Here is a 25,314-nt window from a genome sequence, read left to right on the forward strand (position 1 = left end):
ACACGCTACCAAAACAGAAAATAATGCTAAAAAAGTCTTGGTTAACAATATAAAAACTAGCGAGACATCCCCCTTATCGATAAGTTCAAAATTAATCAATAAAATGGAAACCACTCATTTTAACATCGATTTCACATCGTAAAATATCATCAAGTCAGAATAAACCGCTGCGAAACCGGAAGTATTAAAACATAGTCAGCTTATTGCGCCCCCCTTCCCCATCCACACCGCCTCAATTGACGTCAACCGTCAAAGCTTGATAAGCCTTACGCATCGCTCCAACGAGGGCGGTATGGAAGCAAACAAAAAAACAACCAGGAAGGATATAAGCGATGCTTAGGAAAAGCAGACTCTCTGCTGCCGTAGCGTTTGCCTTGGCGAGCGCGGCAGTAGTGGCCACCCCTGTCTTGGCCGAAGAGGGCCAAAACGTCGAAAAACTCCAGAAAATCAAGGTTACCGGCTCCCGTATCTCGCGCGTCGACGTGGAGGGCGCCACCCCGGTCGTCGCCATCAGCAAGGCCAAGATCGAGCAATCCGGTCAGCAGACCGTGGCCGACTACCTGAAGCAGGCCTCCTACAACTCCTTCGGCAGTATCTCCCCCTCTTCCGGCAGCTCAGCCCAATCCCAGGCCACCGTCAGCCTGCGCGGCCTTGGCTCCGAGCGCACCCTGGTGTTGCTCAACGGCAAGCGGGTCGCCGGCTCTCCCTCCATGGGGGGTAGCTCCATCAACCTCAACTCCATCCCCATGGCGGCGGTGGAGCGGGTGGAAGTGAACCTGGACGGCGGCTCTGCCCTGTATGGTTCCGATGCCATCGGCGGCGTCATCAACGTCATCCTGAAACAGGACTATGAAGGGCTGGAATTCCAGGGCCGTATCGGCTCTCCAACCGAAGAGGGTGGCGACGAGAAGAGCGGCTCCATCGTCAGCGGCATCACCGGGGAGAAAGGCGCCCTGATGATGGTCTACGAGCACGATGTCAAGGACGAGATCTACTACAAGGATCGCGACTACATGGCTCGTGAAGGTGCCTCTGCCCCCAGCCTGTATGGCCGCAACATCAAGGGCATCGATGCCGCCACCGGCAAGACAGTTACCCGTACCCTGGAAGGCATCGACTGTGCCAATACCGGCCCCGGCTTCGTACCGGTCGGTAGCGCCTGTCGCTTCGACTTTGCCCAGGTCGCCGCCAAGACCGCTTCCCGCACCCGGGACACCGTCTACGTCAACGGCCGCTATCACATCAATGACAGCGTCGACTTCGTTCCCCAGCTGATCGGCTCGCGGGTCACCAGCTTTGGCCGCTTCGCTCCGGCCGCCGGCCCCTTCTCCATCGACGGCACCACTCCGGGCGGCGCCCAGCTGCTGGCCGACAACGGCTTCATCGGCGAGAAGGCCACCGTCTACTACCGCTTCAGCAACGTCGGTCCCCGTGACAACGACGTCACCGACCTGACCGGCAGCATGAACCTGGGCTTCGAAGGCACGCTGCCGACCGAAGCGGTGGGCGATGTGGAGTGGAATGCGGGTTACATGTATTCCAAGACCGACAACAAGAGCCGCGGCACCGGCTATGTGCTGAACCCGGCGGTCCAGCAGGAGGTCGACAGCGGCAACTTCAAGAACGGCGAGTTCTCCAGTGACGCCACCAACAGCCTCTCCTACGACACCAGCCGCACCTCCAAGATGGACTTCTTCCAGTGGTACGGCGGTCTGGGCTGGAGCATGGGTGAACTGCCAGCCGGCCCCATCGGCTGGTACTTGGGGGCCGAGTACAACGACTGGGTCTACTCCGACACCTATGACAGCCAGTCAGCGGCCGGCAACGTCATCGGTTCTTCCGGCAACTCGGGCGGTGGCGTGCGCGATGTCTTCGCCGCCTACATCGAGAGCCTGATCCCCATCACCGAGCAGATCGAGCTGAACCTGGCCGGTCGTTTCGACAAGTACAGTGACTTTGGCAGCGCCTTCTCGCCCAAGGCGAGCCTGCGTTATCAGCCGCTGGACAACCTGTTGCTGCGCACCTCCTGGTCACAATCCTTCCGCGCCCCGGGCCTGGAAGATCTGTATGCAGCCGATGCCGACTCCGCCGACTTCGCCAAGGACTATGTCTCCTGCCAGGCCAACGGTGTCGCCAACTGCCCGGAAGAGCAGTACTCCACGGTGCGTCAATCCAACAAGAACCTGAAGGAAGAGACGGCTGACACCTTCGGCATCGGCGCGGCCTACAGCCCGATCGACAATCTCAACCTCTCGCTGGACTACTACTACATCAAGATTGATGACGTGATCCAGCTGGCCACCACCCAGACCCAGTTCTATCAGGAGCTGAACACCGGCAGCAACCCGAACGTCATTCGCGATGCCAACGGCGATGTGGAAGAGGTTTACGCCGGCATGGTCAACCTGGGCCAGCTCAAGACCAGCGGTCTGGACTTCAAGGCTGACTACAAGTACGACTTCGACGTCGTGACCGTGCGCTACGACTTCGGCAGCACCTACATTCTGAAATACGAAGAGGGTCTGTTCGCCGGTGGTCCCATGGTCGACAAGAAGGGCTGGAACGCCAAGCCTGAACTGCGCTTCAACTCCGGCGTCGGGGTCAATGTACCGCAGTGGTGGAACATGGATGCCTACCTGAGTGCCAACTACATCGACTCCCAGAGCCAGGACTACGTGGACGGTCAGACAGAGGGCCATATCGCCTCCCAGACCACCTGGAACCTGAACGTCGGTGTGGACACCCCCTGGAACGGCAAGCTGCAAGCCGGTGTGAAGAACATGTTCAACGTAGGCCCCTCGCTCTCCAGCGACGGCTTCACCTACGACGACGATCTCTACAGCATCGACGGGCGCATCGTCTACCTCGACTACACCCAGAAGTTCTAATCAACTCCTGTTGAGATATAAACCCAAGCCGGCCCGGTCGGGCCGGCTTTGCCCAACGTCCAAGGAAGTTACGGAGATAGGGTAATCCTATGAAAACAAGGACAATTACAATGAAGAAAGCGCTCCTCGGCAGCCTGGTTTCCGCTGCCTTGCTGACCAGCTTCAATCTGAGTGCCGCCTCTGCCAGCCAGGCAGTGGACGCTCAAGCCGCCACCGACAATGCATCCAAAGTGTCCCAGCAGAAGATCGACAACTACGCCGACTCTGCCGAATCCGCCCTCGCCCAGTACAAGGCCGCCCTGCGTCAGGTCGACAGTCTGCGTACCTACAACGAGCAGGTGGGCAAGATGGTCGACTCCCAGAGCAGCGAACTGGCCTCGATGCAGCGCCAGATCGCCCAGATCGATCAGACCAGCACCGAAGTGGTGCCGCTGATGCTCAAGATGATCGACTCCCTCGAGCAGTTCGTGGCGCTGGATCTGCCGTTCCAGAAGGTCGAGCGGGAGGATCGCGTCGCGGCCCTGACCGACCTGATGAACCGGGCCGACGTCACCATCTCCGAGAAGTACCGCAAGATCCTGGAGGCCTACCAGATCGAGGAGGGCTTCAGCCGCACCATCGAATCCTACAAGGCCAGCCTGGCCAAGGATGGCGGCGAGAAGACCTACGAGTTCCTGCGCGTCGGCCGCATCGCCCTGCTCTACCAGTCCCCGGACGGCAATGAGACCGGCATGTGGAACAAGAAGACCCGCCAGTGGGAAGAGTTGCCCCAGGAGTATCGCAGTGCAGTGGAACAGGGCCTTCGCATCGCCAAGAAGCAGGCGCCCCCCGCCCTCATCAAGCTGCCGGTTCAAACTGCGGAGAAAGCATCATGAAAGGAATCAAACTTGCCATCGCCTCGCTGATCGCGGGCGCCACCCTGATCACCCTGCCGGTGACCGCCGCCGAGAAACCGGTGGACTTGAACGCCCTGCTCAATCAGGTCAAGGCCGCCAGCACCACCGAATCCCAGCTCAACAAGGAGCGGGAAGCCCGCTTCCTGGCCGACAAGAACGAGCAGGCCGCCCTGCTGGCCAAGGCCAAGGCAGAACTGGCCGCCGAAACGGCCAAGGGTGAGCGGCTCAAGGCCACCTTCGATGCCAACGACAAGCAGCTGACCGAGCTGACCGAGACCCTGCGCCAGCGTGCCGGCAACATGGGCGAGATGTTCGGGGTGCTGCGCCAGTTCGCCGGCGAGTTCAAGGGGATCTTCAACGCCTCTGCCCGCCGGGTCGAGCATCCGGAGCAGACCGCCCTGCTGACCCGCCTGGCCGAGAGCAAGGAGCTGCCCTCCAGCGATGACCTGACCGCCTTCTGGACCACCACCCTCAGCCGCATGGTCGACGGTGGCAAGGTGAGCCAGATCCCGGCCACCGTGGTCTATGGCGAAGGCAACCAGGCCGAGAAGACCGTCACCCAGATCGGCGAGTTCAACACCGTCTCCGAAGGCAAGTACCTGACCTTCGTGCCGGAGACCGGCAAGTTCGAACAGCTGCCCCGCCAGCCCGACAAGGGGGTGCTGGAGCCCATCGCCGACTTTGAACAGGGTGGCGGCGGCGTCAAGCCGATCTTCGTCGACCCGTCCCGCGGCGTGATCCTCTCCCTGCTGGTGCAGTCGCCGACCCTGAAGGAGCGGATCGACCAGGGGGGTGAAGTGGGCTACGTCATCATGGTGCTCGGCGTGCTCGGCACCCTGCTGGCGCTGTTCTGCGGCGCTCGCCTCTCCCTCATCGGCGGATCCATGCGCAAGCAGCTCAAATCCGATCAGATCATCAAGGGCAACCCCATCGGCGAGATGCTGGGGGCCTACCAGAGCCATCGTGGCGACAACATCGAGGATCTGGAGTCCAAGCTCGACGAGATCATCCTGCGCAACGTGCCCAAGTTCGAGAAGGGCATCAGCATCATCAAGCTGATCGCCTCGGTCGCGCCGCTGCTGGGTCTGCTGGGTACCGTAGTGGGGATGATCGCCACCTTCCAGGCCATCACCCTGTTCGGTACCGGCGATCCCAAGCTGATGGCGGGCGGTATCTCCGAAGCCCTGGTCACCACCATGCAGGGTCTGGTGGTCGCCGTGCCCATGCTGTTCCTCTACACCATCGTACAGACCCAGAGCCGTCGTCTGATCCAGGTGCTGGAAGAGCAGAGCGCCGGTTTCGTCGCCCGCTACCAGGAACGTCTGCACGCCTCCAAAGCCGCAGCGTAAGGAGTCACCCATGTGGTTCTGGTTGATTGAAGAAGTCGAGTCGGTCCGCCGGTTTCTGGGATTGGGGGGCGACGTACTGGTCGCCCTGTTCTTCCTGACCCTGATGATGTGGGCCCTGCTGCTGGAGCGCTGGATCTACTTCATGGCGGTCTACCCCAAGCAGGTGAAGCAGACCAAGGCCGCCTGGCTGGCCCGCAGCGATCACCTCTCCTGGTCCGCCAAGCAGATCCGGCGCGAGCTGGTCTCCCGGGTGGCCATGGCGGTGGACAAGGGGATGCCGGTCATCAAGGTGCTGATCGCCCTCTGCCCGCTGATGGGGCTGCTCGGAACCGTGGTCGGCATGGTGCAGGTGTTCGACACCCTGGCCATCACCGGCACCGGCTCACCGCGGGCGATGGCCTCGGGGATCTCCAAGGCGACGGTACCGACCATGGCGGGCATGATTGCCGCCCTTTCCGGCCTGTTTTTTGTCAACCAGCTCGATCACAAGGCCAAGCTGGCGGTCGAGAAGCTGGAAGACAACCTGAAACACGGTTGATGCAGGATGCACTCCCCCGCCGGGCCCGGCTCTGGCGGGGGCACAGAACAAGCAAGGAGTTTTTGCCATGAGAAAACGTCACAGCGACAGCAGTGCTGATGAGGCGGCCATCGATTTGACCCCCATGCTGGACATAGTGTTCATCATGCTGATCTTCTTCATCGTCACCACCTCGTTCGTCAAGGAGTCCGGCGTGGAGATCAACCGCCCGAGCGCCAGCACGGCCGAGACGGTGAAGAAGGGGAACATCATGGTCGCGGTCCGTGAAAACGGCCAGGTCTGGGTCGACAAGCGCATCGTCGAAGTAGGCGCCGTGCGCGCCAACATCGAGCGGCTGCGGGCCGAAAACCCGGAGAGCGCCGTGGTGATCCAGGCCGATACCGAATCCCGTTCAGGTCTGGTGGTCCAGGTCATGGATCAGATCCGCATGGCCGGTGTCCAGAACATCTCCATCGCGGCGAGCAAGAGCAGCTGATGCCGGAGCGAGCACCATGAGATACCTGATATCGTTGGCGGTCTCCTGTGTGGTGGTGTTCTTCCTGTTTCTGGGAATGAACAAGCTCATCACACCGGATCACCGGGAGTTGGTGGAGAAGGAGGACGTCAGCATGACCGACTTCATCCGCATCAAGCCTCAGGAGACCCTGCAAGAGAGACAACGCGAGCTGCCCAAGCCGCCGCCCCCGAACCGGCCCCCTCCCCCTCCCGAGATGGAAGTGGCCAGCACGGATCGGCCGCAGATGGAGAGCTCGCCGATGGACATGCCCAAACTCGACATCCCGGTCAACATCGGTGGCGGCAACGCCCTCGGTGCCTACAGCACCGGCAGCGGTGGTGGCGGCATGGGCGGCAACAACGGCGCCATTCCGCTGGCGACCTTCGAGCCCATGATGCCCCGCAAGGCGGCGCTGGCCGGCCTCGCCTCCGGCAAGGTGCTGGTGGAGTTCACCGTCACCGAGCGCGGCACCGTCAGCAACGTGCGGATCGTCAAAGAGGATCCCCGCAGCTACGACCTCGGCAAGGAGGCCCGCAAGACCATCGCCAAATGGACGTTCAAGCCGGCCATGGTCGATGGCAAGCCGCAGGCCACCCGCATGCAGCAAGAAATCGAGTTTGCGGTCAACTAAGGAAGGTGGCGATGAAAAAGTTACATACCCTGATCCTCGCCCCGGTCGCCATGGCGGTGCTGCTCAGCACCGCCGGCTGGGCCGCCGAGCAGCCTGCTCTCTCTGATCGCGCCTACCGCGCGGTCAACAAGGCGCAGGCACTGATCACCGAGAAAAAATATGGCGAGGCCAATGCCAAGCTGCAGGAGGCGCTGTCCGGCGCCGGCGAGCGGGTCTACGACAAGGGAGTCATTCTGCAGACCCTGGGCTTCGTGGCGGCGCAGCAGGAGAAGTACGGGCAGGCGACCAAGTACTTCGCCGACGCCATCGCCACCGGCGGGTTGCCCCAGCCGGTGGCCCAGCAGGTGCGCTACAACCTGGCCCAGCTCTACATGGCGGAGGGCAACTTCAAGGCCTCCATCAGCACCATGAACCAGTGGTTTGCGAGCCTGGGCAAGGACGAAAAGCCGACCCCGCACGCCTACATCACGCTGGCCAACGCCCATGTGCAGCTCAAGCAGTATCGGGAAGCCATACCGGCGGTGGACAACGCGATCAAGCTCTCCGCGGGCAAGGCGCCGGAGTCCTGGTATCTGCTGAAGATGGCGGCCCACTACGAGCTGAAACAGTACAAGCCGGCCACCGAGGTGCTGACCGCGCTGGTCGACCGCTATCCGGAGAAGAAGAAGTACTGGACCCAGCTCTCCGCCATGCACATGCAGGCGGGCAACGATGGCAAGGCGCTGGCGGCACTGGAAGGGGCCTACAACCTCGGCATGCTGACCGAGGCCGCCGAATTGCAGCGTCTGGCCAACTACCTGGCCTTCGCCGGCATCCCCCACCGCGCCGCCCGCGTGATGGAGAAGGCGATGAAGGAGGGGACCATCGAGAGCAACGCGGCCAACTACAAGACGCTGGCCAACTACTGGCACCAGGCCAAGGAGCTGGACCCGGCCATCGATACCCTGGCCAAGTCCTACAAGCTGGCCCCCAATGCCGAGCTGCAGCTCAAGATGGCGCGCATGATGATCCAGAGCAAGCGCTACCAGGATCTGGTGGCCTTCGCCGCCAAGCCCGCCGCCAATGCCAGCGGCGAGCAGCGGGCGGATCTGAAGTTCCTGACCGGGGTCGCCTATTTTGAGCAGCAAAAACCGAAGGAGGCACTCTCCGCCTTCACTCAGGCTGCCCAGAACGGCAACGTCAGTGGCCGCGCATCGCCCTGGATCAGCTTCTTGAAAGAGCAGCAGGGCGGCGCCGTCACCCAATAAGCAACCCAGGCGTGCCGGCCTGGGACATTTGTTCCCGGCATGGCACGCAATCACACCCGGCAGGACGGGCACCCTCCCCGCCCTGCCGATCAGCAACAAGGGGGTCACCCCGCAGATTGCCTTGGTGGCAATTGGCCGCTCCCCGGAGCGGTCTTTTTTTATGCCTCTACCCTCTACCTTTGTCATCTCACCATAAAAAAATCCGGAGCCTGGGCTCCGGATTGGGTCATTGCCTTGCGAGAGGACAGGCTGAGTACCGGCCTGCCCCTCAAGCGATCATCAGTAGCTGCATACCAGTTTCCAGCTACCGTCACCCGCCTTGGGCTCGCTGCTGGTCCACCAGTTGGCCTGCCACACCGCCTTGTTGTTGGTCATCCGGTCACCGCCGTTGGCGTGATCCCCCTGCGGCCAGGTCGGATAGGCCTTGTAGGCGGCCGGGTTGACGTTCTGGCTGCTGCAGGTGGCGCCGCCCGGGTTCTCACCGCCACCACTGCTGCCCAATACGGCCTCCGGCAGGGTCGGGAACTCGGCCTTGAGGCCCGCAGTCTGGGTGCCGCTGATGATGCGGATACCGCTTGGCACACCGGCGGCCGGCAGATAGTAGGTCATCGCCACTTCCACGTCGCTGCCCGGCGCCCAGGCCTTCCAGGTCGGCAGCGTAAAGGCCGCCTTGTGGAAGTCCTTCTCGCCCGCGATGCCGTCGGAGTTCTGGTTGCCGCCGCTCTCCACCACTTTCAGCCCCATCCCGCTCTGGTCGGTGATGGTGTCAGAGGTGGAGGTGGGCACCAGGAACTCGATGCGAGTACCGCCCGGAATGGTCTGGGTCGAGTTGTTGGTGAGCTTCAGGGTCGGGTTGATCGGGTAGTTGGAATCCCCCTCCTTGAAGCCGGAGAGGCTCACCGCGATGTCGAGCTGGGCGGTTGGCGCCGCCAGATCGTTCTGCTGGGTGTTGTACTTGGCTGCCTTGGCGAACTTCTCGTAGGCGAGCGTGGTCAGCGTGCTGCCCATGCCGTACTCGTTCTTGGCCGGATCGAAGGCGTAGTCACCCGCCATCTCCCAGAACATGACCCCGCCCAGGCCCCGCTTGATGATGTAGTCGAGCTTGTGGCCCATGGACTCTTCATCTTCGGTGGAGAGGAACACCTTCTTCTCTTCGTTCCACAGCCAGGGCGCCTGCGCCTTGTCATCGTAGTAACGCACGTACTTGCCCTGCATCACGTGAGCCGGGTTGTTGGGATCCAGACCCCAGGCCTGGCCGTAGCTCGGCATGGTGGTGATACCCAGGCTGGCGGCGTTCTCCAGGTTCTTGGCATGCCACATGGGCACGGCGCCACCGCCGATCTCCTTGCCGTTCTTGTCGAGATCGTGCCAGATGTTGTCGATGCCGACCGCCCCGTTGCCACACGGAATGGTGCTGCCACCGGTGCCCGGCTGACAATCGCTCTGGCTCGGCAGGGCTGCCTTGCCGGCCAGGCCGTGGGTGCCACCGCTGACCCCCTGCCAGCCGCGGGTGTAGTAAGGCACGCCCACGTTGATCTTGCCGGCCGCCAGGGCGCCACGGAAGTAGTGGGCAGACCAGGCCGCGTTGAGGTAGCCGATGCCGCCAAACTGACTCTGGGTATAGACGCCCCAGTGGGCAAGTTCGGCATCCGCCTTGTTGTCGAACAGGGCGGCGTTGTGACCGACGAAGTTGTTCCAGGCGCCGTGGAAGTCGTAGGTCATCAGGTTGACGTAGTCGAGGTACTGGGTGACCTGGAAGTTCTCCATGCCGCGCAGCAGGTAGGCCGAGGCCGGCGAGGCGATGGTCAGCATGTACTTGCGACCATCCTCGCTGCCGGCGCTGTCGAGCTTGCTGCGCAGGGTCTGCATCAGCACCTTGTAGTTGGCAAACAGCTTGCCACGGCACTGGTTGGAGAGCGGGAAGTCGTTGGGGTTGCCCGCATCCTTCATGGAGGTGGGGTATTCGTAGTCGACGTCGACCCCGTCAAAGCCGTACTGACGGATGAAGCTCACCGCCGAGTTGGCAAAGGCGTTGATGCCGTCGCTGTTGACCGAGCAGTCACCCTTGGTGGTGGCGGTATAGAAGCCGCGGGTATCGGCCCAGCCCCCCACCGAGATCAGGGTCTTCACATCCGGATACTGCTTCTTGTACTTCGACAGCAGGTTGAAGTGGCCCTTGTAGGCAAACTCCGGATCCATCTCGGCACCCGGCACGCCGTCCCAGGTCATCTTGGTCGCCGAGTCGTCCACCTTGATGGTGTGGCTCTGCTCATCCACCGCCGCGAAGGCATAGTTGATGTGGGTGATCTTGTCCCAGGGAATGTCACTCACCAGATAGGAGGGCAAGCCGTTCTTGCCGGTGCGCCAGGAGGTGAAATAACCGATGACCCGACGGGCGTGGTCATCCCCCATGCATTCGTAACCGTCCGGGCGGTAGATCTGGCGGATATCGCAGGAGAGGTTGCCGCCGGTGGGCGGCAGGGCAGCCTCTTCCACCTGCACGTCGACCTGGCTCGATTCGCCGCTCAGGTTCTCCTTGTCGGTCGCCACCAGCTTGAGGCCGGCCAGCCCCTTGCTCTGGGGCGTCCAGTTCACCTGCCAGGGGGCACTGGTGTCTTCGCCCACCTTCTTGCCGTCGACGAACAGCTCGACCTTGGCGACGTCGTTGTTGGCATCGGTGACGTTGCCGCTCACCGCCACGCTGCGACCCAGGGTCACCTTGGCGCCGCTGGCCGGGCTGCTGATGCTCACCTTGGGCGCCTCCGGCGCCACCACGGCGGCGACGTTGAAGCTCGAATCCGCCTCGCTCAGCACCTTGCCATCTTTATCCAGTGCCCGCGCCTTGAGGGCGTGGGCGCCGACACCGGCGGCACTCCAGCTGCCGTTCCAGGGCGAGGCGCTCGCCGTGGCCACCAGCTTGCCGTCGATGAGGTATTCCACCCGAACCAGCGCCGTCACCGGGCCGCTCAGGGTCACCGCCAGCGCGACGCTGGCCCCCTCGTTGAAACTGGCGCCGGCAGCCGGCGAGCTGACGGCTACGCCGAGCGCCGGAGGCGGCACGTCCCCGCCATAGAGTTTCCAGGCATCAGCCCAGACCACACCCACCCCGGGGGCGTAGTGATAGGGCGAGGCCCCGCACCAGCCGGAGTAGGGAAATTCTTTGCACTCATAGAGATTGCCGACGTTGCTGACGATGTCGCCGGCCTTGTAGGCGGTACCGGCCTGATAGGCGGGATAGGCGGCCTGTGCCCAGGCGGGCATGGCAGCCAAAGCCACCAGCATGGCAAGCCTGCTGGGCCTTAGGGTCTGTTGCATATTGTTATCTTCCTTGTTTTGTCTTGGCATTGGTCACCAAGGCAAAGAACAAGCGCAACCTGCGTGATGGGCGCAGACAACTGGCAATGGACCTGCCACAAACGTCACCCTCACCCTGGGAAGCCCCGCTATCTGGATCGCGCGATCTGAAGACCGGAGGCATTGCGTCCCGGCATCTCGACCGGTTTGCCCTTTACCTGGGTTCCGTGAGGAACAAGCCGAGTATAGGAATCAACCAGCCGAGTCTCAATCTTCATTCTCGAGGAAAAATATGTGGATGCCAGCCAGATCACATTTTCACTGATGTGACGAAATAACTGTTTTGTCATTAATTTCATACTGTTAGCCAAGTCAAAAAAACCTGCATTGCCCTCATTTGTATCCCCGTAATGTGCGTTGGCTCACTGGTATGACATGCCAGAAATGTGACAATGCGCGCCCTTGGCCAAATGCGCCAAGGCTATGGAAACACTGGCAAAAAATAAAAAAGGAACAGTTATGAAAGGAACACGTACCCTGCTGTCGCTGGCCGTGGGGCTTGCGCTCGCCTCCCCGTCCGTCTATGCCGCCGGCTTCAGCTGCCCGGCCGACAGCGCCCTCACCCCGATCCCGGTCATTCAGGGCAGCGGCGACAAGAGCCCGCTCATTCCCGCCGACAAGTTCGAAAGCCCCCAGAGTGTCATGGTCAAGGCAGTGGTCTCTGGCCTCGGCGAGAGCCTCAACAAAGGGTTCTACCTGCTGGATGTGCAGGGAGACGGCAACCCCCAGACCTCGGACGGCATCTTCGCTTCCTGAACGACAAGAACTTCGCCAGCAAGTACCCGGACATCAAGCCGGGTGCCGAAGTCTGCCTGGAGGCCAAGGTCGAGGAGTATTACAACCACACCCAGCTCAAGCCGGTGTTTGACAGCGGTACCCCGCGCCTGCAGGTCGTCGCCCAGGGCTCGGTCCCGGCCGCCATCCCGCTGCGGGTGCTGGAAAACGAGACCCTGGCCCGGGCGCTGGAGCGCCACGAAGGGATGCGGGTACGGCTCGATGCCGACAGCGCGCTCAAAATCAGCCGCAACTTCAGCTACGACTACGCCGCCCGGCGCAACAACCTGGTGCTCTCCCACCAGGCGCCGCTGATGAAACCAACCCAGCTGCACGACGCCGACAGCAAGGCTGCCAAGGCGCTGGCCAAGGCCAACGCCGGCAACAGGGTGTTCCTCGAATCGGACTTCAAGGCCGCCGACGGCAAACTGCCCTGGCTGCCGGCCTGGGAGCCTGAGCAGGGTTACCTGCGCATCGGCGACGCCCCGGTCAATCTGGACGCCATGGTGGGCTACAGCTACAACGAGTACCGGCTGATCGTGCCGCAGGATCAGGTGATCACCGCCGGCGATCTGCTGCGCACCAGCGACAACGACCGCCAGAGCGCCCCGGCCCGTGCCGACGGCACCGATCTGCGCGTCGGCAGCTTCAACGTGCTCAACTACTTCACCAGCCACTCCAGCGTGGGCGGTGCCCTCAACGTGCTGTGCAAGGATCAGGCGGATGCGGACAGCGCCAAGGGCTGCAACCGCGGCGCCAAGAACCTGGAAGATTTCCAGAAACAGCGCGCCAAGATCGTCAACGCCATCACCGAGATGGATGCCGACCTGCTCGGCCTGATGGAGATGGAGAACAACGGCTTTGACAGCCACTCCGCCATCAGCGACCTGGTGCAAGCCCTCAACGCCCAACAGAAAGAGGCGGGCAAGCAGTACGCCTTCGTCACCCTGCCCAAGGCGCTGCTGCAGGGCGAGCACTACTTCGGTGGCGACGCCATCATGGTAGCCATGATCTACCGGCCGGCCAAGCTGGCACCGCAAGGGGACGCCAACGTCATCACCCTGCCGGTGCAAAAATATCTGGATGCCAAAGGGGTCGAGAAACAGGCCTCCCAGCGTGACTCCCTGGTGCAGACCTTCACCGTCGAAAGCAGCAAGGATCCGCTGACTTTGGTGGTCAACCACCTGAAGTCCAAGGGTTCAGGCTGCCTGGAAAACCTGGACGGCAAGGAGCCGGCCGATCTGCAGGGCAAGTGCACCGAGTTCCGGGTCAGCGCCGCCAAGGTGCTGGGCGAGGCGGTGAGCAAGCTGCCCGGTCAGGTGCTGCTGGTGGGCGACTTCAACTCCTACGCCCGGGAAGATGCGATCCGGGTGCTGACCGACTATGTGCCGACCGACGGTCAGCGCAAGATAGTCTCCGCCTCCCAGACCTTCCTCGGCGACCAGGTCTTTGAGCAGACCGGCAGCGAAGTGGCCAAGAGCTACGGCCTGGTGGACATGAACGTCAAGTTCAACAAGGAGAAGGCCATCTCCTACAGCTACGAGGCCGAGCTCGGCACCCTGGACTATGCCCTCGCCAACCCGGCGCTGGCCGGCAAGGTGATCGCCGTGGCCGACTGGCACATCAACTCGTTCGAGAGCAACCTGTTCGAGTACGGCCGGGACTTCACCGGCGACATGATCAAGTCGGACAATCCGTTCAGCGCCTCCGACCACGATCCCATCATCGTTGACCTCAAGCTGAAAGAGGAGAGCAACGGCGGTGGCGGTGCCATGGGCGCCCTGCTGCTGGCACTGCTGCCGCTGGCCTGGCGTCGTCGCCACGGCTGATGAGCCATCGCCATCAAACCAAAAGCCCGCAGCGATGCGGGCTTTTTATCGGCCGGCTGGCACGACCGGTGAACGGAGCGCAAAACAAAAGGCCACCGCAGTGCGGTGGCCTTTTCTACTTTCATTACGAAATATGGTGGAGCTACGCGGGATCGAACCGCGGACCTCTTGCATGCCATGCAAGCGCTCTCCCAGCTGAGCTATAACCCCGATGTGTGTGAGTGACTAACGTCACTCTGAATTTGGTGGAGCTACGCGGGATCGAACCGCGGACCTCTTGCATGCCATGCAAGCGCTCTCCCAGCTGAGCTATAACCCCAAATTCGGCACTGAATGAATGGTTCTGGCGGCCATTCATCCTAAATAATGGTGGAGCTACGCGGGATCGAACCGCGGACCTCTTGCATGCCATGCAAGCGCTCTCCCAGCTGAGCTATAACCCCACAAAGGTCGGCCTGGGTGATACACACCGCACTGCCCTGGGCACTTCATTTCAATCAGGAACCTGGTGGAGCTACGCGGGATCGAACCGCGGACCTCTTGCATGCCATGCAAGCGCTCTCCCAGCTGAGCTATAACCCCTTGGATTCCAGATTGTTCGAGGAGAATTTGGTGGAGCTACGCGGGATCGAACCGCGGACCTCTTGCATGCCATGCAAGCGCTCTCCCAGCTGAGCTATAACCCCAACTCACCTCGGCGCTACCAAAGTTATCTCCGGCAACGGAGGCGCATGATAGGCACCGACCGCTTTGCTGTCAACCCAAAAATAACGCCTATTCGCGCGTTTAGTCAAAATTCAAGCAGTTAGCCGATTTAACCGGCAATGACACAGCTATCTCGCTGTTTTATGTCACAAAACTCGCCTTTGGCCAAAAACAAAGGGCCCCCGTACGGGAGCCCTTTCGCAAGCACTGGCTGGCGCTTATTCGGCGGCCATGCGCGCTTCGATATATGCCAGGGCGCGGTCGATGCGGGCCAGAACCCGCTCCTTGCCCACCAGCGCCATCACGGCGTCGATGCCAGGGGACTGACCGAGACCGGTGACGGCCACGCGCAGCGGCATGCCGACCTTGCCCATGCCCTGACCCAGCTCGGCGGCGGTCGCTTCAATCAGCTCGTGCAGCGCTTCGGTGGTCCAGCTATCCAGGGCAGCCAGCTTGGCCTTGGCCAGGGTCAGCGGCTCGGCAGCAACGCCGCGCAGGTGCTTCTTGGCAGCCGCTTCGTCGATGGCCTCAAAATCTTCGAACAGGTAGCGGCTCTGGGCGGCCATCTCGACCAGGGTGTTGCAGCGCTCGGCCAGCAGGGTGACCACCTCTGGCAGTGACGGGCCCTTGCTGGTGTCGATCTTCTGGTCGGCCATGTGCCAGGCCAGATGCTTGGCCACATAGGCCGGATCCAGGCTGCGCATGTAGTGGTTGTTCAGCCACAGCAGCTTGTCGGTATTGAAGGCGGAGGCAGACTTGGAGATGGCATCCAGGCTGAACAGCTTGATCATCTCGTCCAGAGTGAAGATCTCCTGATCGCCGTGGGACCAGCCCAGACGCACCAGATAGTTCAGCAGCGCTTCCGGCAGGTAGCCGTCGTCGCGGTACTGCATTACAGAGACTGCACCGTGGCGCTTGGAGAGCTTGGCACCGTCGTCACCCAAGATCATGGATACGTGGGCAAACTCCGGTACAGGCGCGTTCAGCGCCTTGTAGATGTTGATCTGGCGCGGGGTGTTGTTGATGTGGTCTTCGCCACGCACCACGTGGGTGATCTCCATGTCCCAGTCATCGACCACCACACAGAAGTTGTAGGTCGGCGCGCCGTCGGTACGGCGAATGATCAGATCGTCCAGCTCGGTGTTGGCGAACTCGATGCGGCCACGGACGTGGTCATCGAACACCACGGAGCCTTCGGTCGGGTTGCGGAAGCGGATAACGTGGGGCGCATCTGCCGGGTGATCGTGGGCATGGTCACGGCACTTGCCGTCATAGCGGGGCTTCTCGCCGTTGGCCATCTGGCCTTCGCGCAGCGCTTCCAGTCGCTCCTTGGAGCAGTAGCACTTGTAGGCACGGCCGTCGGCCAGCATCTCGTCGATCAGGCCGTTGTAGCGATCGAAGCGCTTGGTCTGGTAGTAGGGGCCCTCATCCCAGTTCAGCTCCAGCCATTCCATGCCCTCAATGATGGCGTCGATCGCCTCCTGAGTAGAACGTTCCAGGTCGGTATCCTCGATACGCAGCACGAACTCACCGCCCTGGTTTTTTGCAAACAACCAGGAATAGAGTGCGGTACGGGCACCGCCGACATGCAAAAAGCCGGTCGGGCTGGGAGCAAAACGGGTTTTGACTTTCATCTTTAAGCCTTGTGTAGAGGGCCTTGGGCCAATTCGTTAAAAAAACCGTCGCATTTTAGCACCGACAATGACGGATGGGAAAACCATGCAGCCGCAGCGGGCAAAAGTAGGGGGTTGCACAGGCGTCCCAGCCGCTTGCCACCTGATATTTGAAGGGGATCGCAAAACAAAATCCCGGTTTCCGTTTTGCTATGACAAGTGTTGGAGAGCTGCCTCCTCCGGCCGATATCCAAATAACGCTCACCAACAAGGAAGAGACGATGCAGTTCCGTTCTATCCAGAATCGCATTCTGGTGATGGCCGGGATCGCCATGACCGCCGCCCTGGTCATCCTGATCCTGCTCAACCAGTACTCGGGTCAACAGACCCAGAAGCTGACCATCAGCTCCAGCCGCGCCGCCCTGCAGCAGGAGGCATGGCAGAAGGTCAGCGCCAACGCCCGCGCCGAGGCCGCCACCATCACCCAGTTGCTGCAAAAGGGGCTCTCCTATACCCAGCAGATGGCCAGCGCCCTCGCCCTGCAGCAGGAGGGCAAACTGCCGCTGGATCGCCAGCAGGCCACCGACCTGCTCAAGGCCCAGCTCGCCCTCGAACCCCAGCTCTACGGCGCCTTCGCCGGCTTCGAACCCAACGGCTTCGACGGCCAGGACGCCAGCTTCGCCGGCCAGACGGCGCTGGGCAGTGACAGTAAGGGACGCTTCGTCCCCTATTTCTATCGCGACAAGGAGAGCATCGGCACCGACCTGCTGCTCTCCATCGAGAAGAGCGATCCGGATGAGTTCGGCAATCCGGCCAACGACTACTACGCCTGCCCGAAACGGGAGGGACGCTCCTGCCTCATCGACCCCTTCAAGGTGGACATCAACGGCCAGCAGGTGCTGGTGAGCACCATCACCACCCCCATCATGGTGGGCGGCCAGTTCAAGGGGATCGCCGCGCTCGATCTGGCGGTGGACTCCATCAGCCGTCAGGCCCAGTCCCTCAACAGCAACATCTATGACGGCAAGGGCGAGACCCTGATCGTCAGCGCTGCCGGCGTCATCACCGGCACCAGCGGTGATGCCAGCCTGCTCGGCAGCCGCGCCGACAAGCTGCTCGGCAACGGCTGGCAGCAGTACCTCAAACCCGAGGTTCAGCGCCAGGAGCTCGACGATGCGTTTCGGATCTCGGTACCCATCGCGGTGCCGGGCATGAGCCGCAACTGGGCCATCATCGTCACCCTGCCCTACAAGGTAGTGTTGGCCGGGGCCGACCAGCTGGAAGCCCAGCTGAGCGACATGAACCGGGCAGCCATGACCCAGCAACTGGTGGGCGCCGTGGTCGTGCTGGTGCTGGCGCTGGCCACCATGCTGGTCATTGCCCGCAGCATCACCGGCCCCATCCGCCAGATGGTCAGCCTGGTGGATGACATCGCCGATGGCGAGGGGGATCTCACCAAGCGGCTCAATACCCAGTCCCGCGATGAATTGGGGGACTTGGCCAAGGGCATCAACCGCTTCATCGACAAGCTGCAGGTGCTGCTGGGGGATGTGCTCAAGACCGCCAGCGAGGTCAACCGTCACGCCGGCGACACCGATCGCATCGCCGGCCAGACCGACACCAACCTGCAGCACCACCAGGCGGAGATGGAGCAGATGCTGACCGCGGTGCAGGAGATGTCCTACGTCAGCCAGGAGGTAGCGACGCACGCCAACAACACCGCCGACTCGGCCAAACAGGCCCAGGGGGCGGCGGATCAGGGCAAGGTGCGCTTCCAGCAGGTGATCCAGTCGATGCACAAGGTGGCCGCCGAGGCCGGCAAGGGGGCCGAGGTGGTCGAGGGACTGGCCCACGACAGCGAACAGATCACCAGCATCCTCACCGTCATTCAGGGGATTGCCGACCAGACCAACCTGCTGGCGCTGAACGCCGCCATCGAGGCGGCCCGGGCCGGCGAGCAGGGCCGCGGCTTTGCGGTGGTGGCCGACGAGGTTCGCAAACTGGCGGGCAACACCCAGCAGGCGGTACAGAATACCCAGGAGCTGATCGAGAAGATCCGCCACAGCTCGGCCAACGCGGTCAACGCCATCAACCAGAGCCAGCAGTTGACCCATCAGGCGGTGGGCGAGGCGGATCTGGCGGAAGAGGCGCTCGGCAGCATCTATCAGGCCATCTCCACCATCAACGACATGACCTACCAGATCGCCTCCGCCGCCGAAGAGCAGAGCTCGGTTTCCGAGACCGTCTCCGGCAACCTGTCAAAAACCAACGCACTGGCCAACGACATCGCACTGGATGCGACCGAAACGGCCAAAGCCAGCCAGGCGTTGCGCCAGGCGGCCGAGCGTTTACAGCAATTACTGGGACAATTTCGTCTCAGCTGATAATTTTCCACCTCAGGACTCTCCCCCTCGGGGGCGAGTCCGTTTACCATAGGCACGAATTTGCCTGATGGCAGGCAATGTAGTGAGAGGTAAATGCCGTGCCCACCCCGGACCGTCGCCCCCGTGGCCACAACAGACGAGCCCAGCAGCGTCGCCAAGACGAATCACAAGGATCCCTGCTCCATCGTATCAATGCCGCCACCCTGCCCCTGCGTCAACGCATCGGCCAGGGCATGAGCGGACTTGGCCAACGCGGCCAGGAAGCCAAAACAGGCAAGTTCAAGCTGGCGAGCCCGCTGCCGCGCAAGCACACCATAGGGCTGCTGATCCTGATCCCGCTCTGGTTGCTGGTGCTGGCCTGGGAGCCGGCGGCCCCCGCACCCAAAGCCGCGCCGTCCGGTTCGCTGGCGGTCCCCATCGCCGTACCGGTGCAGGCCCTCACCGTCGGCAACGGCGCCGCTGGCAGTGCACCGGCTGCAGCCAAACCGGTCGAAGAGAAGGTGGATGGCACCTGGCTGCAGCACGACGTGCAAGCCGGCGAGACCCTCTACTCCATCTTCCGCAAGTTCGAGCTGCCGGGCGCCGAGCTCAGCCGCCTGATCGCCATCGAAGGGCCTGATCGGCCGCTGACCCGCCTGCAATCTGGCCGGGCCGTGTTCATCCTGATCGATGACACCCGCCGCATCCAGCGGGTCGAGATCCGCTCCTACGGTCAGGCCATCTACCGCTACGACCGACAGGGTGAAGGATTCGCCCTCAAGGAATGAAACAACGGGAGGCCTGGTGCCTCCCGTTTTTTTGACCTGAATCCATGAAATAAGCCGCTGAGTTCACAATATTTTTAGCTTGCTCAAAAAATGAAAAGTGCCAAATTGACAAGGGATCGCGCTCACGTACAATCGTTTGTGCTTTAGACAGGGATTGTTCTACATGCTACTGGGACAAATTGACGTGGTCAGTCATGCTTCAACCCCTGATTTCTAGGCAAATGCTGCCCAACAAGGCTTAGTTTCATTTTGTTATAGATAGGACTTACCACATGTCTGACATTCGCACCGGCCAAGTAAAATGGTTCAATGAGACCAAGGGTTTTGGCTTCATCGAGCAATCCCAGGGACCGGACGTTTTCGTTCACTTCTCCTCCATCCAGAGCGCCGGTTTCAAGACCCTGGCTGAAGGTCAAAAAGTCCAGTTCACTGTGACCCAGGGCAAAAAAGGCCCTCAGGCTGAGAACGTTACCCTGCTCTAAGCCACGCCAGTGAGCCTGTAGGAGGAGCCATCGGCCCTCCTATTTTTTTGCCCGCCGTTTCCCCTTCCCCGCCACGCTCATAAGTCTGCCCGCAGCAACAGCAACCCTCCTCCCGACAATCATAAGCTTGCCTATAACCACAGCCCTCCCCAGCACCTGCGCACGAAGCGGCTACAGAAGACATGGGTCTGATCTGGCTGAACGCCGGATACGACAAATCATCGCGGCGCGACGTGATGGGCAATTCAAAGGGATGATGAGGACTTCGAAGAGAGATTGGATTCGTGAGCTTGGGGGAGAGAGATTGAATTTGAAGATAGATTGGAGCGGGAAACGAGACTCGAACTCGCGACCCCGACCTTGGCAAGGTCGTGCTCTACCAACTGAGCTATTCCCGCAACAGGATGTCATTTGCAAGTGATTGGAGCGGGAAACGAGACTCGAACTCGCGACCCCGACCTTGGCAAGGTCGTGCTCTACCAACTGAGCTATTCCCGCAACGGAATGTCACTTACAAATTTTTGGAGCGGGAAACGAGACTCGAACTCGCGACCCCGACCTTGGCAAGGTCGTGCTCTACCAACTGAGCTATTCCCGCAACAGGATGTCATCTGCAAGTGATTGGAGCGGGAAACGAGACTCGAACTCGCGACCCCGACCTTGGCAAGGTCGTGCTCTACCAACTGAGCTATTCCCGCATCGGAATATCACTTACAAATTTTTGGAGCGGGAAACGAGACTCGAACTCGCGACCCCGACCTTGGCAAGGTCGTGCTCTACCAACTGAGCTATTCCCGCAACATTAGGTTGTCTTGAGGCTGTGCTGATGATTGGAGCGGGAAACGAGACTCGAACTCGCGACCCCGACCTTGGCAAGGTCGTGCTCTACCAACTGAGCTATTCCCGCATCGGAACGTCATCAGCAAACTTTTTGGAGCGGGAAACGAGACTCGAACTCGCGACCCCGACCTTGGCAAGGTCGTGCTCTACCAACTGAGCTATTCCCGCAACTACCTTAAAACGGCCGTACAGCATTTGGTTGCTTGCGCTACTGTACGGGAGCCGAATTATAAGAGCAGACATTCCAATTGCAAGGGCTTTTTTGTCTGGTTGCGCGCGTTCGCTCAAAAGCTGGTCGAACTGTCGATTTTAGCAACCGGGAGAGCACAAGCCCTTGCCGCAGACTCAGATCTTGAAGACGTGGCTGCGGTAAAACTGCAGTTCGGCAATGGATTCGCGGATGTCGTCCAGCGCCTGATGGGTACCGCTCTTCTTGAACTGGTCCAGCAGCGCCGGCTGCCAGCGGCGTACCAGCTCCTTGATGGTGCTGACATCGACGTTGCGGTAGTGGAAGAAGGCTTCCAGCTCGCTCATGTGCTTGACCATGAAGCGGCGATCCTGGCCGATGCTGTTGCCGCACAGCGGGCTGGTACGCTCCGGCACCCACTGGCGAATGAAGTCGAGGGTCTCGGCGACGGCTTTCGCCTCATCGTGCTGGCTCGCCTTGACCCGGGCCACCAGACCGCTGTTGGTATGGGTGTTGACGTTCCAGTCGTCCATCTTGGCCAGCTCTTCATCGCTCTGGTGAATGGCGATGACCGGCCCCTCGGCCAGCACGTTCAGGTCCTTGTCGGTGACGATGGTCGCGATCTCCAGTACCACATTCTGTTCGGGGTCCAGACCCGTCATCTCCATGTCGATCCATACCAGGTTCTGCGCGCTGACTGTCATGATTGCTCTCTCTATTGGGAGGAATGGCGGAATTTTGCCAATTTGCATGTATCATACTGGCTTTGGATCTGTTCATAAACTGGCGAATCGAGTGGCAAAGAAAGCAAAACTCAATCTGGGTCAACAAAGGCGCGTCCAGGCCAACCGCGAGCGGCGGCTGCAAAAAGAGCACACGACGGTCGTGGATGACACCCTGTTTGGCCCGGCCATCGAAGGGGTGGTGATCAGCCGTTTTGGTCAGCACGCAGACGTCGAGGCGAGCGATGGCGCCATCCACCGCAGCAACCTGCGGCGCAGCAGCATCAGCAGCCTGGTGTGCGGCGACAAAGTGGTGTGGCGTCCCGGCCTCAATGCCGCGACTGCTGGCGTCATCGAGGCAGTGCATCCGCGTCACTCGGTGCTGACCCGGCCGGACTTCTACGACGGGGTCAAACCCATCGCCGCCAACATCGACCAGATCATCATCGTCTCGGCGGTGATGCCCGAGTTCTCCACCAACATCGTCGACCGCTATCTGGTGGCCGCCGAGGATGTGGAGATCCGCCCCCTGATCGTGCTGAACAAGGTCGACATGCTGGATGACGCGGCCCGCACCCGCATCGAGCGCCAGCTCGAGACCTACCGCAAGCTCGGTTACGAGGTGTTGCTGGTAAGCTGCGAGAGCGGCGAAGGGCTCGATGAACTGAAAGCCGCCCTGACCGACAAGATCAGCATCTTCGTCGGCCAGTCCGGGGTCGGCAAGTCGTCCCTTACCAATGCCCTGATGCCGGGGCTGGATGTGCTCACCGGCGAGATCTCCGAGAACTCGGGGCTCGGCCAGCACACCACCACCACGGCGCGACTCTATCACTTCCCGAGCGGCGGCGATCTGATCGACTCCCCCGGGATCCGCGAGTTCGCCCTCTGGCATCTGGAAGCCGACCGCATCACCTGGTGCTTCGTCGAGTTTCGCGACTACCTGGGTGGCTGCAAGTTCCGCGACTGCACCCACAAGGACGATCCCGGCTGCGCCCTGCGGGCCGCCGTCGATAGTGGCGCCATCAGCGCCGATCGCTTCCACAACTATCACCGCATCCTGGAAACCATGCAGGAAGCCCGTCACGGTCGCCAACAGGCGCGGCTGTGACCCTATTCAACCTACCTTGATGATGAACATGAGCATTACTGACAACCTGAAAATTGCCGGTCAATACTGTCTGCCCAAACACGCCCTCTCCCGCCTGGTCGGCAAACTTGCGGCTGCCGAAGCAGGCAACCTCACCACCAGGGTGATCGAGGCCTTTATCAAGCAGTACCAGGTCGACATGAGCGAGGCGCTGCACGAGAGTCCGGCCCACTACAAGAGCTTCAACGAATTCTTCACCCGCGAACTCAAGCCGGGGATCCGCCCCCTGGTCGAGGATGCCATGACCCTGGCGCTGCCGGTGGATGGCACCGTCAGCCAGCTCGGTCCGATCCAGCAGGGCCGCATCATTCAGGCCAAGGGCCACGACTACAGCGCCCGCGAGCTGCTGGGCGGTTATGAGGATCTGGTGGCACCATTCAAGGATGGCGACTTCGCCACCATCTATCTGGCGCCCAAGGATTATCACCGCATCCACATGCCGCTGGACGGCGTACTGGAGAGCATGGTGTTCGTGCCGGGGGATCTCTTCTCCGTCAACCCGCTCACCGCCGAGAACGTGCCCAACCTGTTTGCCCGCAACGAGCGGGTAGTGGCCACCTTCCGCACCCCGCACGGCCCCATGGCGCTGGTGCTGGTCGGCGCCACTATCGTGGCCAGCATCGAGACCATCTGGGCCGGCAACATAGCGCCGACCAAAGAGAAGCGCGTCGTGCGCTGGGATTACAGCGGCGACGAAGCCATCACCCTGCAAAAAGGCGCCGAGATGGGCCTGTTCAAGCTGGGCAGTACCGTGGTCTGTCTGTTTGGCCCGGGCATGCTGGCCGGTTTCGAGCCCCATCTGGCCAACGGGGTCACCACCCGCATGGGTCAGCCCTTTGCCAAGCTGGCGGCGCAGGCATGAGCGAGCAACCCGCCTCCTCGCAGAAGAACAACCCGCTGCATGGGCTGACGCTGGAAGCCATCGTCACCGCGCTGGTCGAATACTACGGCTGGGAAGAGCTGGGACAGCAGATCAATATCCGCTGCTTCACCGATAATCCCAGCATCAAGTCCAGCCTGAAGTTCTTGCGCAAGACCCCCTGGGCCAGAGAGAAGGTCGAGAGCCTCTATCTGTACGTCCAGCGCAAGCAGGCCAAATCAAAGGAATAACGCCATGGCGTTCAAGATTACCTACACCTACGGCAAAAAAACCAAAGAGATTGGCTACGCCAACGACAAGTTCAACAGCATCTACGATGCCATTGCCGCTGCCGAGGGGATCAACCTGGCCAGCTTCCACGCCATGGAAGAGCAACTGGCCCAGGTGTGCCGGCGCGACAAGAAGAGCGTGAAGGATTACCGGGAGAACTACTTCAAGGAGCTGGGCTTCTCCAACATCGTCATCGAGCGGGACGCCAAGGAGTAAGCATGCGCACCCTGACCCTGATGGCCGCCTCCCTGCTGCTGGCGGCCTGCAGTACCCCGGAACAACATCTGGTTGGCAGTGATCGCGACAGCCATGGCTGCATCGGCAGTGCAGGCTATCAGTGGTCGGCGCTGACCAAGCAGTGCGTGCGGCTGTTCGAGCAGGGCATCCGGCTCAATCCGACCGATGCCGGCCAGACCAGCAGCGCCTTCGTGCTGTTCAACGCCGATCAGAGCCAGGCCGAGCTGACCCTGCCAAGCGGCGAGCAACACCTGCTCACCCGCCAGGGGGCGGAAGGCAACTGGTCGTGGCAAGGCAGCGGCTACACCCTCTTCCCCTGGAAGGGCTATGTGCTCAAAGCTGGCGAGCAGACGCTGTTTCACGGCGACGTCGCCCGCTAACGCGGCAACCTTCTGCAAGCCCCCGGCCCCGCCGGGGGCTTTTTTATGCGTGCCTCGCGCCCCATAAAAAAGCCGCACCCGAGAGGGTGCGGCAAACGGCAGGCAGGGTCACTCATCCACGTCTGGCCAGCAGGGTCCTGGCCGAATCCACCATGGCGATGTAACCACACGCCAGCATCATGATGTCCTTCAGCACCAGCCGCCCCGCTCCCGACAGATAGGGGAAACCGTGGTGGGCATCGCCCAGCGCCGGCACCCAGGTTTCCGGCGTGAACACCAGAAAGCTGAAGGTGACGAAGGGGGTCAGAAACGCCATCAGGGCCCCGACCAATCCCAGCAGGGGAAAGCGGAAATTGGCCAGGATCAGCAGAGCGAACACCAGTTCCACCACGCCCAGGCCATGGGAGTAGCCATAGGTGTTGTTCTGCTCGTGCCAGGCCCGGTTTTCTGGCACCAGCTCCCCCTCGTGATTGAGGTGCTGACGATACTGGTCCGGATGTTCATAGAAGAACGACATGAAGGGACTGTTGGCCACGAAAGGGGTAATGCTGTCCGCCTCGTAGGGGATGAACTTCAAGAGCCCGATCCAGATGAACACGACCCCGACGGCAATGCGGCAGAGGGTCGCGCCCAGGCGATCACCACCCGCGAGCACGGCCAGCAAGCGATTGAATATCAACATCCTTACTCCTCAGGGG

General features: G+C 61.4%; 19 protein-coding genes, 12 tRNA genes, 1 pseudogene and 1 riboswitch. Of the genes and pseudogenes, 16 read left to right on the forward strand and 16 right to left on the reverse strand.

The features are described from left to right. Positions 1 to 332: 332 nt before the first annotated feature. From E5E97_RS22900 to E5E97_RS22930, 7 genes are all read left to right on the forward strand, one after another. Positions 333 to 2,888, forward strand: coding sequence for a TonB-dependent receptor (locus tag E5E97_RS22900; RefSeq protein WP_171281169.1), 2,556 nt, complete (start codon positions 333 to 335; stop codon positions 2,886 to 2,888). 110 nt (positions 2,889 to 2,998) lie between these two features. Continuing rightward, positions 2,999 to 3,763, forward strand: a complete 765-nt coding sequence (locus tag E5E97_RS22905) for a DUF3450 domain-containing protein (RefSeq protein ID WP_016351821.1) — start codon at positions 2,999 to 3,001, stop codon at positions 3,761 to 3,763. Then, positions 3,760 to 5,133 (forward strand): MotA/TolQ/ExbB proton channel family protein, encoded by a 1,374-nt coding sequence (locus E5E97_RS22910; protein WP_017410944.1) that lies wholly within the window; start codon positions 3,760 to 3,762, stop codon positions 5,131 to 5,133. The genes E5E97_RS22905 and E5E97_RS22910 overlap by 4 nt, the downstream gene beginning before the upstream one ends. Before the next feature lie 10 nt (positions 5,134 to 5,143). After that, a complete protein-coding gene (locus E5E97_RS22915) occupies positions 5,144 to 5,671 on the forward strand; it encodes a MotA/TolQ/ExbB proton channel family protein (RefSeq protein ID WP_011707201.1) in 528 nt (175 codons plus the stop codon). Between the two features lie 67 nt (positions 5,672 to 5,738). Then, positions 5,739 to 6,146, forward strand: coding sequence for a biopolymer transporter ExbD (locus E5E97_RS22920; RefSeq protein ID WP_010633018.1), 408 nt, complete (start codon positions 5,739 to 5,741; stop codon positions 6,144 to 6,146). A gap of 16 nt (positions 6,147 to 6,162) precedes the next feature. After that, positions 6,163 to 6,798 carry an energy transducer TonB gene (locus tag E5E97_RS22925; protein ID WP_171281170.1) on the forward strand — a complete coding sequence of 212 codons (636 nt, stop codon included), beginning with the start codon at positions 6,163 to 6,165 and terminating at the stop codon, positions 6,796 to 6,798. 11 nt (positions 6,799 to 6,809) lie between these two features. Further along, positions 6,810 to 8,045 (forward strand): lipopolysaccharide assembly protein LapB, encoded by a 1,236-nt coding sequence (locus E5E97_RS22930; RefSeq protein WP_017410941.1) that lies wholly within the window; start codon positions 6,810 to 6,812, stop codon positions 8,043 to 8,045. A 279-nt stretch (positions 8,046 to 8,324) separates the two neighbouring features. Here E5E97_RS22930 and E5E97_RS22935 read toward each other — a convergent pair whose 3' ends face one another. Beyond that, a complete protein-coding gene (locus E5E97_RS22935; protein ID WP_171281261.1) occupies positions 8,325 to 11,327 on the reverse strand; it encodes a glycosyl hydrolase family 18 protein in 3,003 nt (1,000 codons plus the stop codon). Positions 11,328 to 11,475: 148 nt separating this feature from the next. After that, positions 11,476 to 11,561: riboswitch (cyclic di-GMP riboswitch) on the reverse strand. A gap of 297 nt (positions 11,562 to 11,858) precedes the next feature. Here E5E97_RS22935 and E5E97_RS22940 point away from each other — a divergent pair. Beyond that, positions 11,859 to 14,002, forward strand: a pseudogene (locus tag E5E97_RS22940) (ExeM/NucH family extracellular endonuclease). Positions 14,003 to 14,136: 134 nt separating this feature from the next. Here E5E97_RS22940 and E5E97_RS22945 read toward each other — a convergent pair. The 6 genes from E5E97_RS22945 to gltX all read right to left on the reverse strand — a co-directional run bounded on the left by E5E97_RS22945 (position 14,137) and on the right by gltX (position 16,341). Next, positions 14,137 to 14,212, reverse strand: a tRNA-Ala gene (locus E5E97_RS22945). A gap of 33 nt (positions 14,213 to 14,245) precedes the next feature. After that, positions 14,246 to 14,321: transfer RNA gene (locus tag E5E97_RS22950), tRNA-Ala, on the reverse strand. A 48-nt stretch (positions 14,322 to 14,369) separates the two neighbouring features. Beyond that, a tRNA-Ala gene (locus E5E97_RS22955) sits at positions 14,370 to 14,445 on the reverse strand. A 63-nt stretch (positions 14,446 to 14,508) separates the two neighbouring features. Beyond that, positions 14,509 to 14,584, reverse strand: a tRNA-Ala gene (locus tag E5E97_RS22960). Positions 14,585 to 14,612: 28 nt separating this feature from the next. Next, positions 14,613 to 14,688: transfer RNA gene (locus E5E97_RS22965), tRNA-Ala, on the reverse strand. Between the two features lie 237 nt (positions 14,689 to 14,925). After that, positions 14,926 to 16,341, reverse strand: a complete 1,416-nt coding sequence (gene gltX, locus E5E97_RS22970) for a glutamate--tRNA ligase (RefSeq protein WP_171281171.1) — start codon at positions 16,339 to 16,341, stop codon at positions 14,926 to 14,928. Positions 16,342 to 16,601: 260 nt separating this feature from the next. On the opposite strand from gltX, the gene E5E97_RS22975 reads away from it, so the two are divergent. The 3 genes from E5E97_RS22975 to E5E97_RS22985 all read left to right on the forward strand — a co-directional run bounded on the left by E5E97_RS22975 (position 16,602) and on the right by E5E97_RS22985 (position 19,953). Next, positions 16,602 to 18,704 carry a methyl-accepting chemotaxis protein gene (locus E5E97_RS22975; RefSeq protein ID WP_026080472.1) on the forward strand — a complete coding sequence of 701 codons (2,103 nt, stop codon included), beginning with the start codon at positions 16,602 to 16,604 and terminating at the stop codon, positions 18,702 to 18,704. A 98-nt stretch (positions 18,705 to 18,802) separates the two neighbouring features. Further along, positions 18,803 to 19,471, forward strand: coding sequence for a LysM-like peptidoglycan-binding domain-containing protein (locus E5E97_RS22980; protein ID WP_171281172.1), 669 nt, complete (start codon positions 18,803 to 18,805; stop codon positions 19,469 to 19,471). 272 nt (positions 19,472 to 19,743) lie between these two features. Continuing rightward, positions 19,744 to 19,953: a cold-shock protein gene (locus tag E5E97_RS22985; protein ID WP_011707209.1), complete on the forward strand. Its 210-nt coding sequence runs from the start codon at positions 19,744 to 19,746 to the stop codon at positions 19,951 to 19,953. Between the two features lie 322 nt (positions 19,954 to 20,275). Here E5E97_RS22985 and E5E97_RS22990 read toward each other — a convergent pair. The 8 genes from E5E97_RS22990 to orn all read right to left on the reverse strand — a co-directional run bounded on the left by E5E97_RS22990 (position 20,276) and on the right by orn (position 21,684). Next, positions 20,276 to 20,351 (reverse strand) — tRNA-Gly (locus tag E5E97_RS22990). A gap of 24 nt (positions 20,352 to 20,375) precedes the next feature. Then, positions 20,376 to 20,451 (reverse strand) — tRNA-Gly (locus tag E5E97_RS22995). Between the two features lie 24 nt (positions 20,452 to 20,475). Further along, a tRNA-Gly gene (locus E5E97_RS23000) sits at positions 20,476 to 20,551 on the reverse strand. 24 nt (positions 20,552 to 20,575) lie between these two features. Next, positions 20,576 to 20,651: transfer RNA gene (locus E5E97_RS23005), tRNA-Gly, on the reverse strand. 24 nt (positions 20,652 to 20,675) lie between these two features. Further along, positions 20,676 to 20,751: transfer RNA gene (locus tag E5E97_RS23010), tRNA-Gly, on the reverse strand. 33 nt (positions 20,752 to 20,784) lie between these two features. Then, positions 20,785 to 20,860: transfer RNA gene (locus tag E5E97_RS23015), tRNA-Gly, on the reverse strand. A gap of 25 nt (positions 20,861 to 20,885) precedes the next feature. Continuing rightward, positions 20,886 to 20,961: transfer RNA gene (locus E5E97_RS23020), tRNA-Gly, on the reverse strand. A gap of 177 nt (positions 20,962 to 21,138) precedes the next feature. Further along, positions 21,139 to 21,684 (reverse strand): oligoribonuclease, encoded by a 546-nt coding sequence (gene orn, locus E5E97_RS23025; RefSeq protein ID WP_139390282.1) that lies wholly within the window; start codon positions 21,682 to 21,684, stop codon positions 21,139 to 21,141. A 91-nt stretch (positions 21,685 to 21,775) separates the two neighbouring features. Between orn and rsgA the strand changes: the two genes are divergently transcribed. The 5 genes from rsgA to E5E97_RS23050 are packed head-to-tail and all read left to right on the forward strand — an operon-like array spanning position 21,776 to position 24,616. Beyond that, positions 21,776 to 22,810 (forward strand): small ribosomal subunit biogenesis GTPase RsgA, encoded by a 1,035-nt coding sequence (gene rsgA, locus E5E97_RS23030; RefSeq protein WP_041213674.1) that lies wholly within the window; start codon positions 21,776 to 21,778, stop codon positions 22,808 to 22,810. Positions 22,811 to 22,838: 28 nt separating this feature from the next. Next, complete coding sequence (gene asd / locus E5E97_RS23035) at positions 22,839 to 23,711, forward strand: archaetidylserine decarboxylase (RefSeq protein WP_017410933.1); 873 nt, start codon at positions 22,839 to 22,841, stop codon at positions 23,709 to 23,711. Next, complete coding sequence (locus tag E5E97_RS23040) at positions 23,708 to 23,959, forward strand: VF530 family DNA-binding protein (RefSeq protein ID WP_041217797.1); 252 nt, start codon at positions 23,708 to 23,710, stop codon at positions 23,957 to 23,959. The genes asd and E5E97_RS23040 overlap by 4 nt, the downstream gene beginning before the upstream one ends. Before the next feature lie 4 nt (positions 23,960 to 23,963). Continuing rightward, positions 23,964 to 24,215 carry a DUF2960 domain-containing protein gene (locus E5E97_RS23045; protein WP_011707214.1) on the forward strand — a complete coding sequence of 84 codons (252 nt, stop codon included), beginning with the start codon at positions 23,964 to 23,966 and terminating at the stop codon, positions 24,213 to 24,215. A 2-nt stretch (positions 24,216 to 24,217) separates the two neighbouring features. Next, entirely contained in the window at positions 24,218 to 24,616 is a 399-nt protein-coding gene (locus E5E97_RS23050) for a hypothetical protein (RefSeq protein ID WP_029304354.1), read from the forward strand. Positions 24,617 to 24,728: 112 nt separating this feature from the next. On the opposite strand, the gene rclC is transcribed toward E5E97_RS23050, so the two are convergent. Continuing rightward, positions 24,729 to 25,298, reverse strand: a complete 570-nt coding sequence (rclC, locus tag E5E97_RS23055; RefSeq protein ID WP_101151028.1) for a reactive chlorine resistance membrane protein RclC — start codon at positions 25,296 to 25,298, stop codon at positions 24,729 to 24,731. Positions 25,299 to 25,314: the final 16 nt, after the last annotated feature.

The organism is Aeromonas sp. 2692-1 (genome assembly GCF_013085505.1).
Classification (GTDB): Bacteria; Pseudomonadota; Gammaproteobacteria; order Enterobacterales; family Aeromonadaceae; genus Aeromonas; species Aeromonas hydrophila.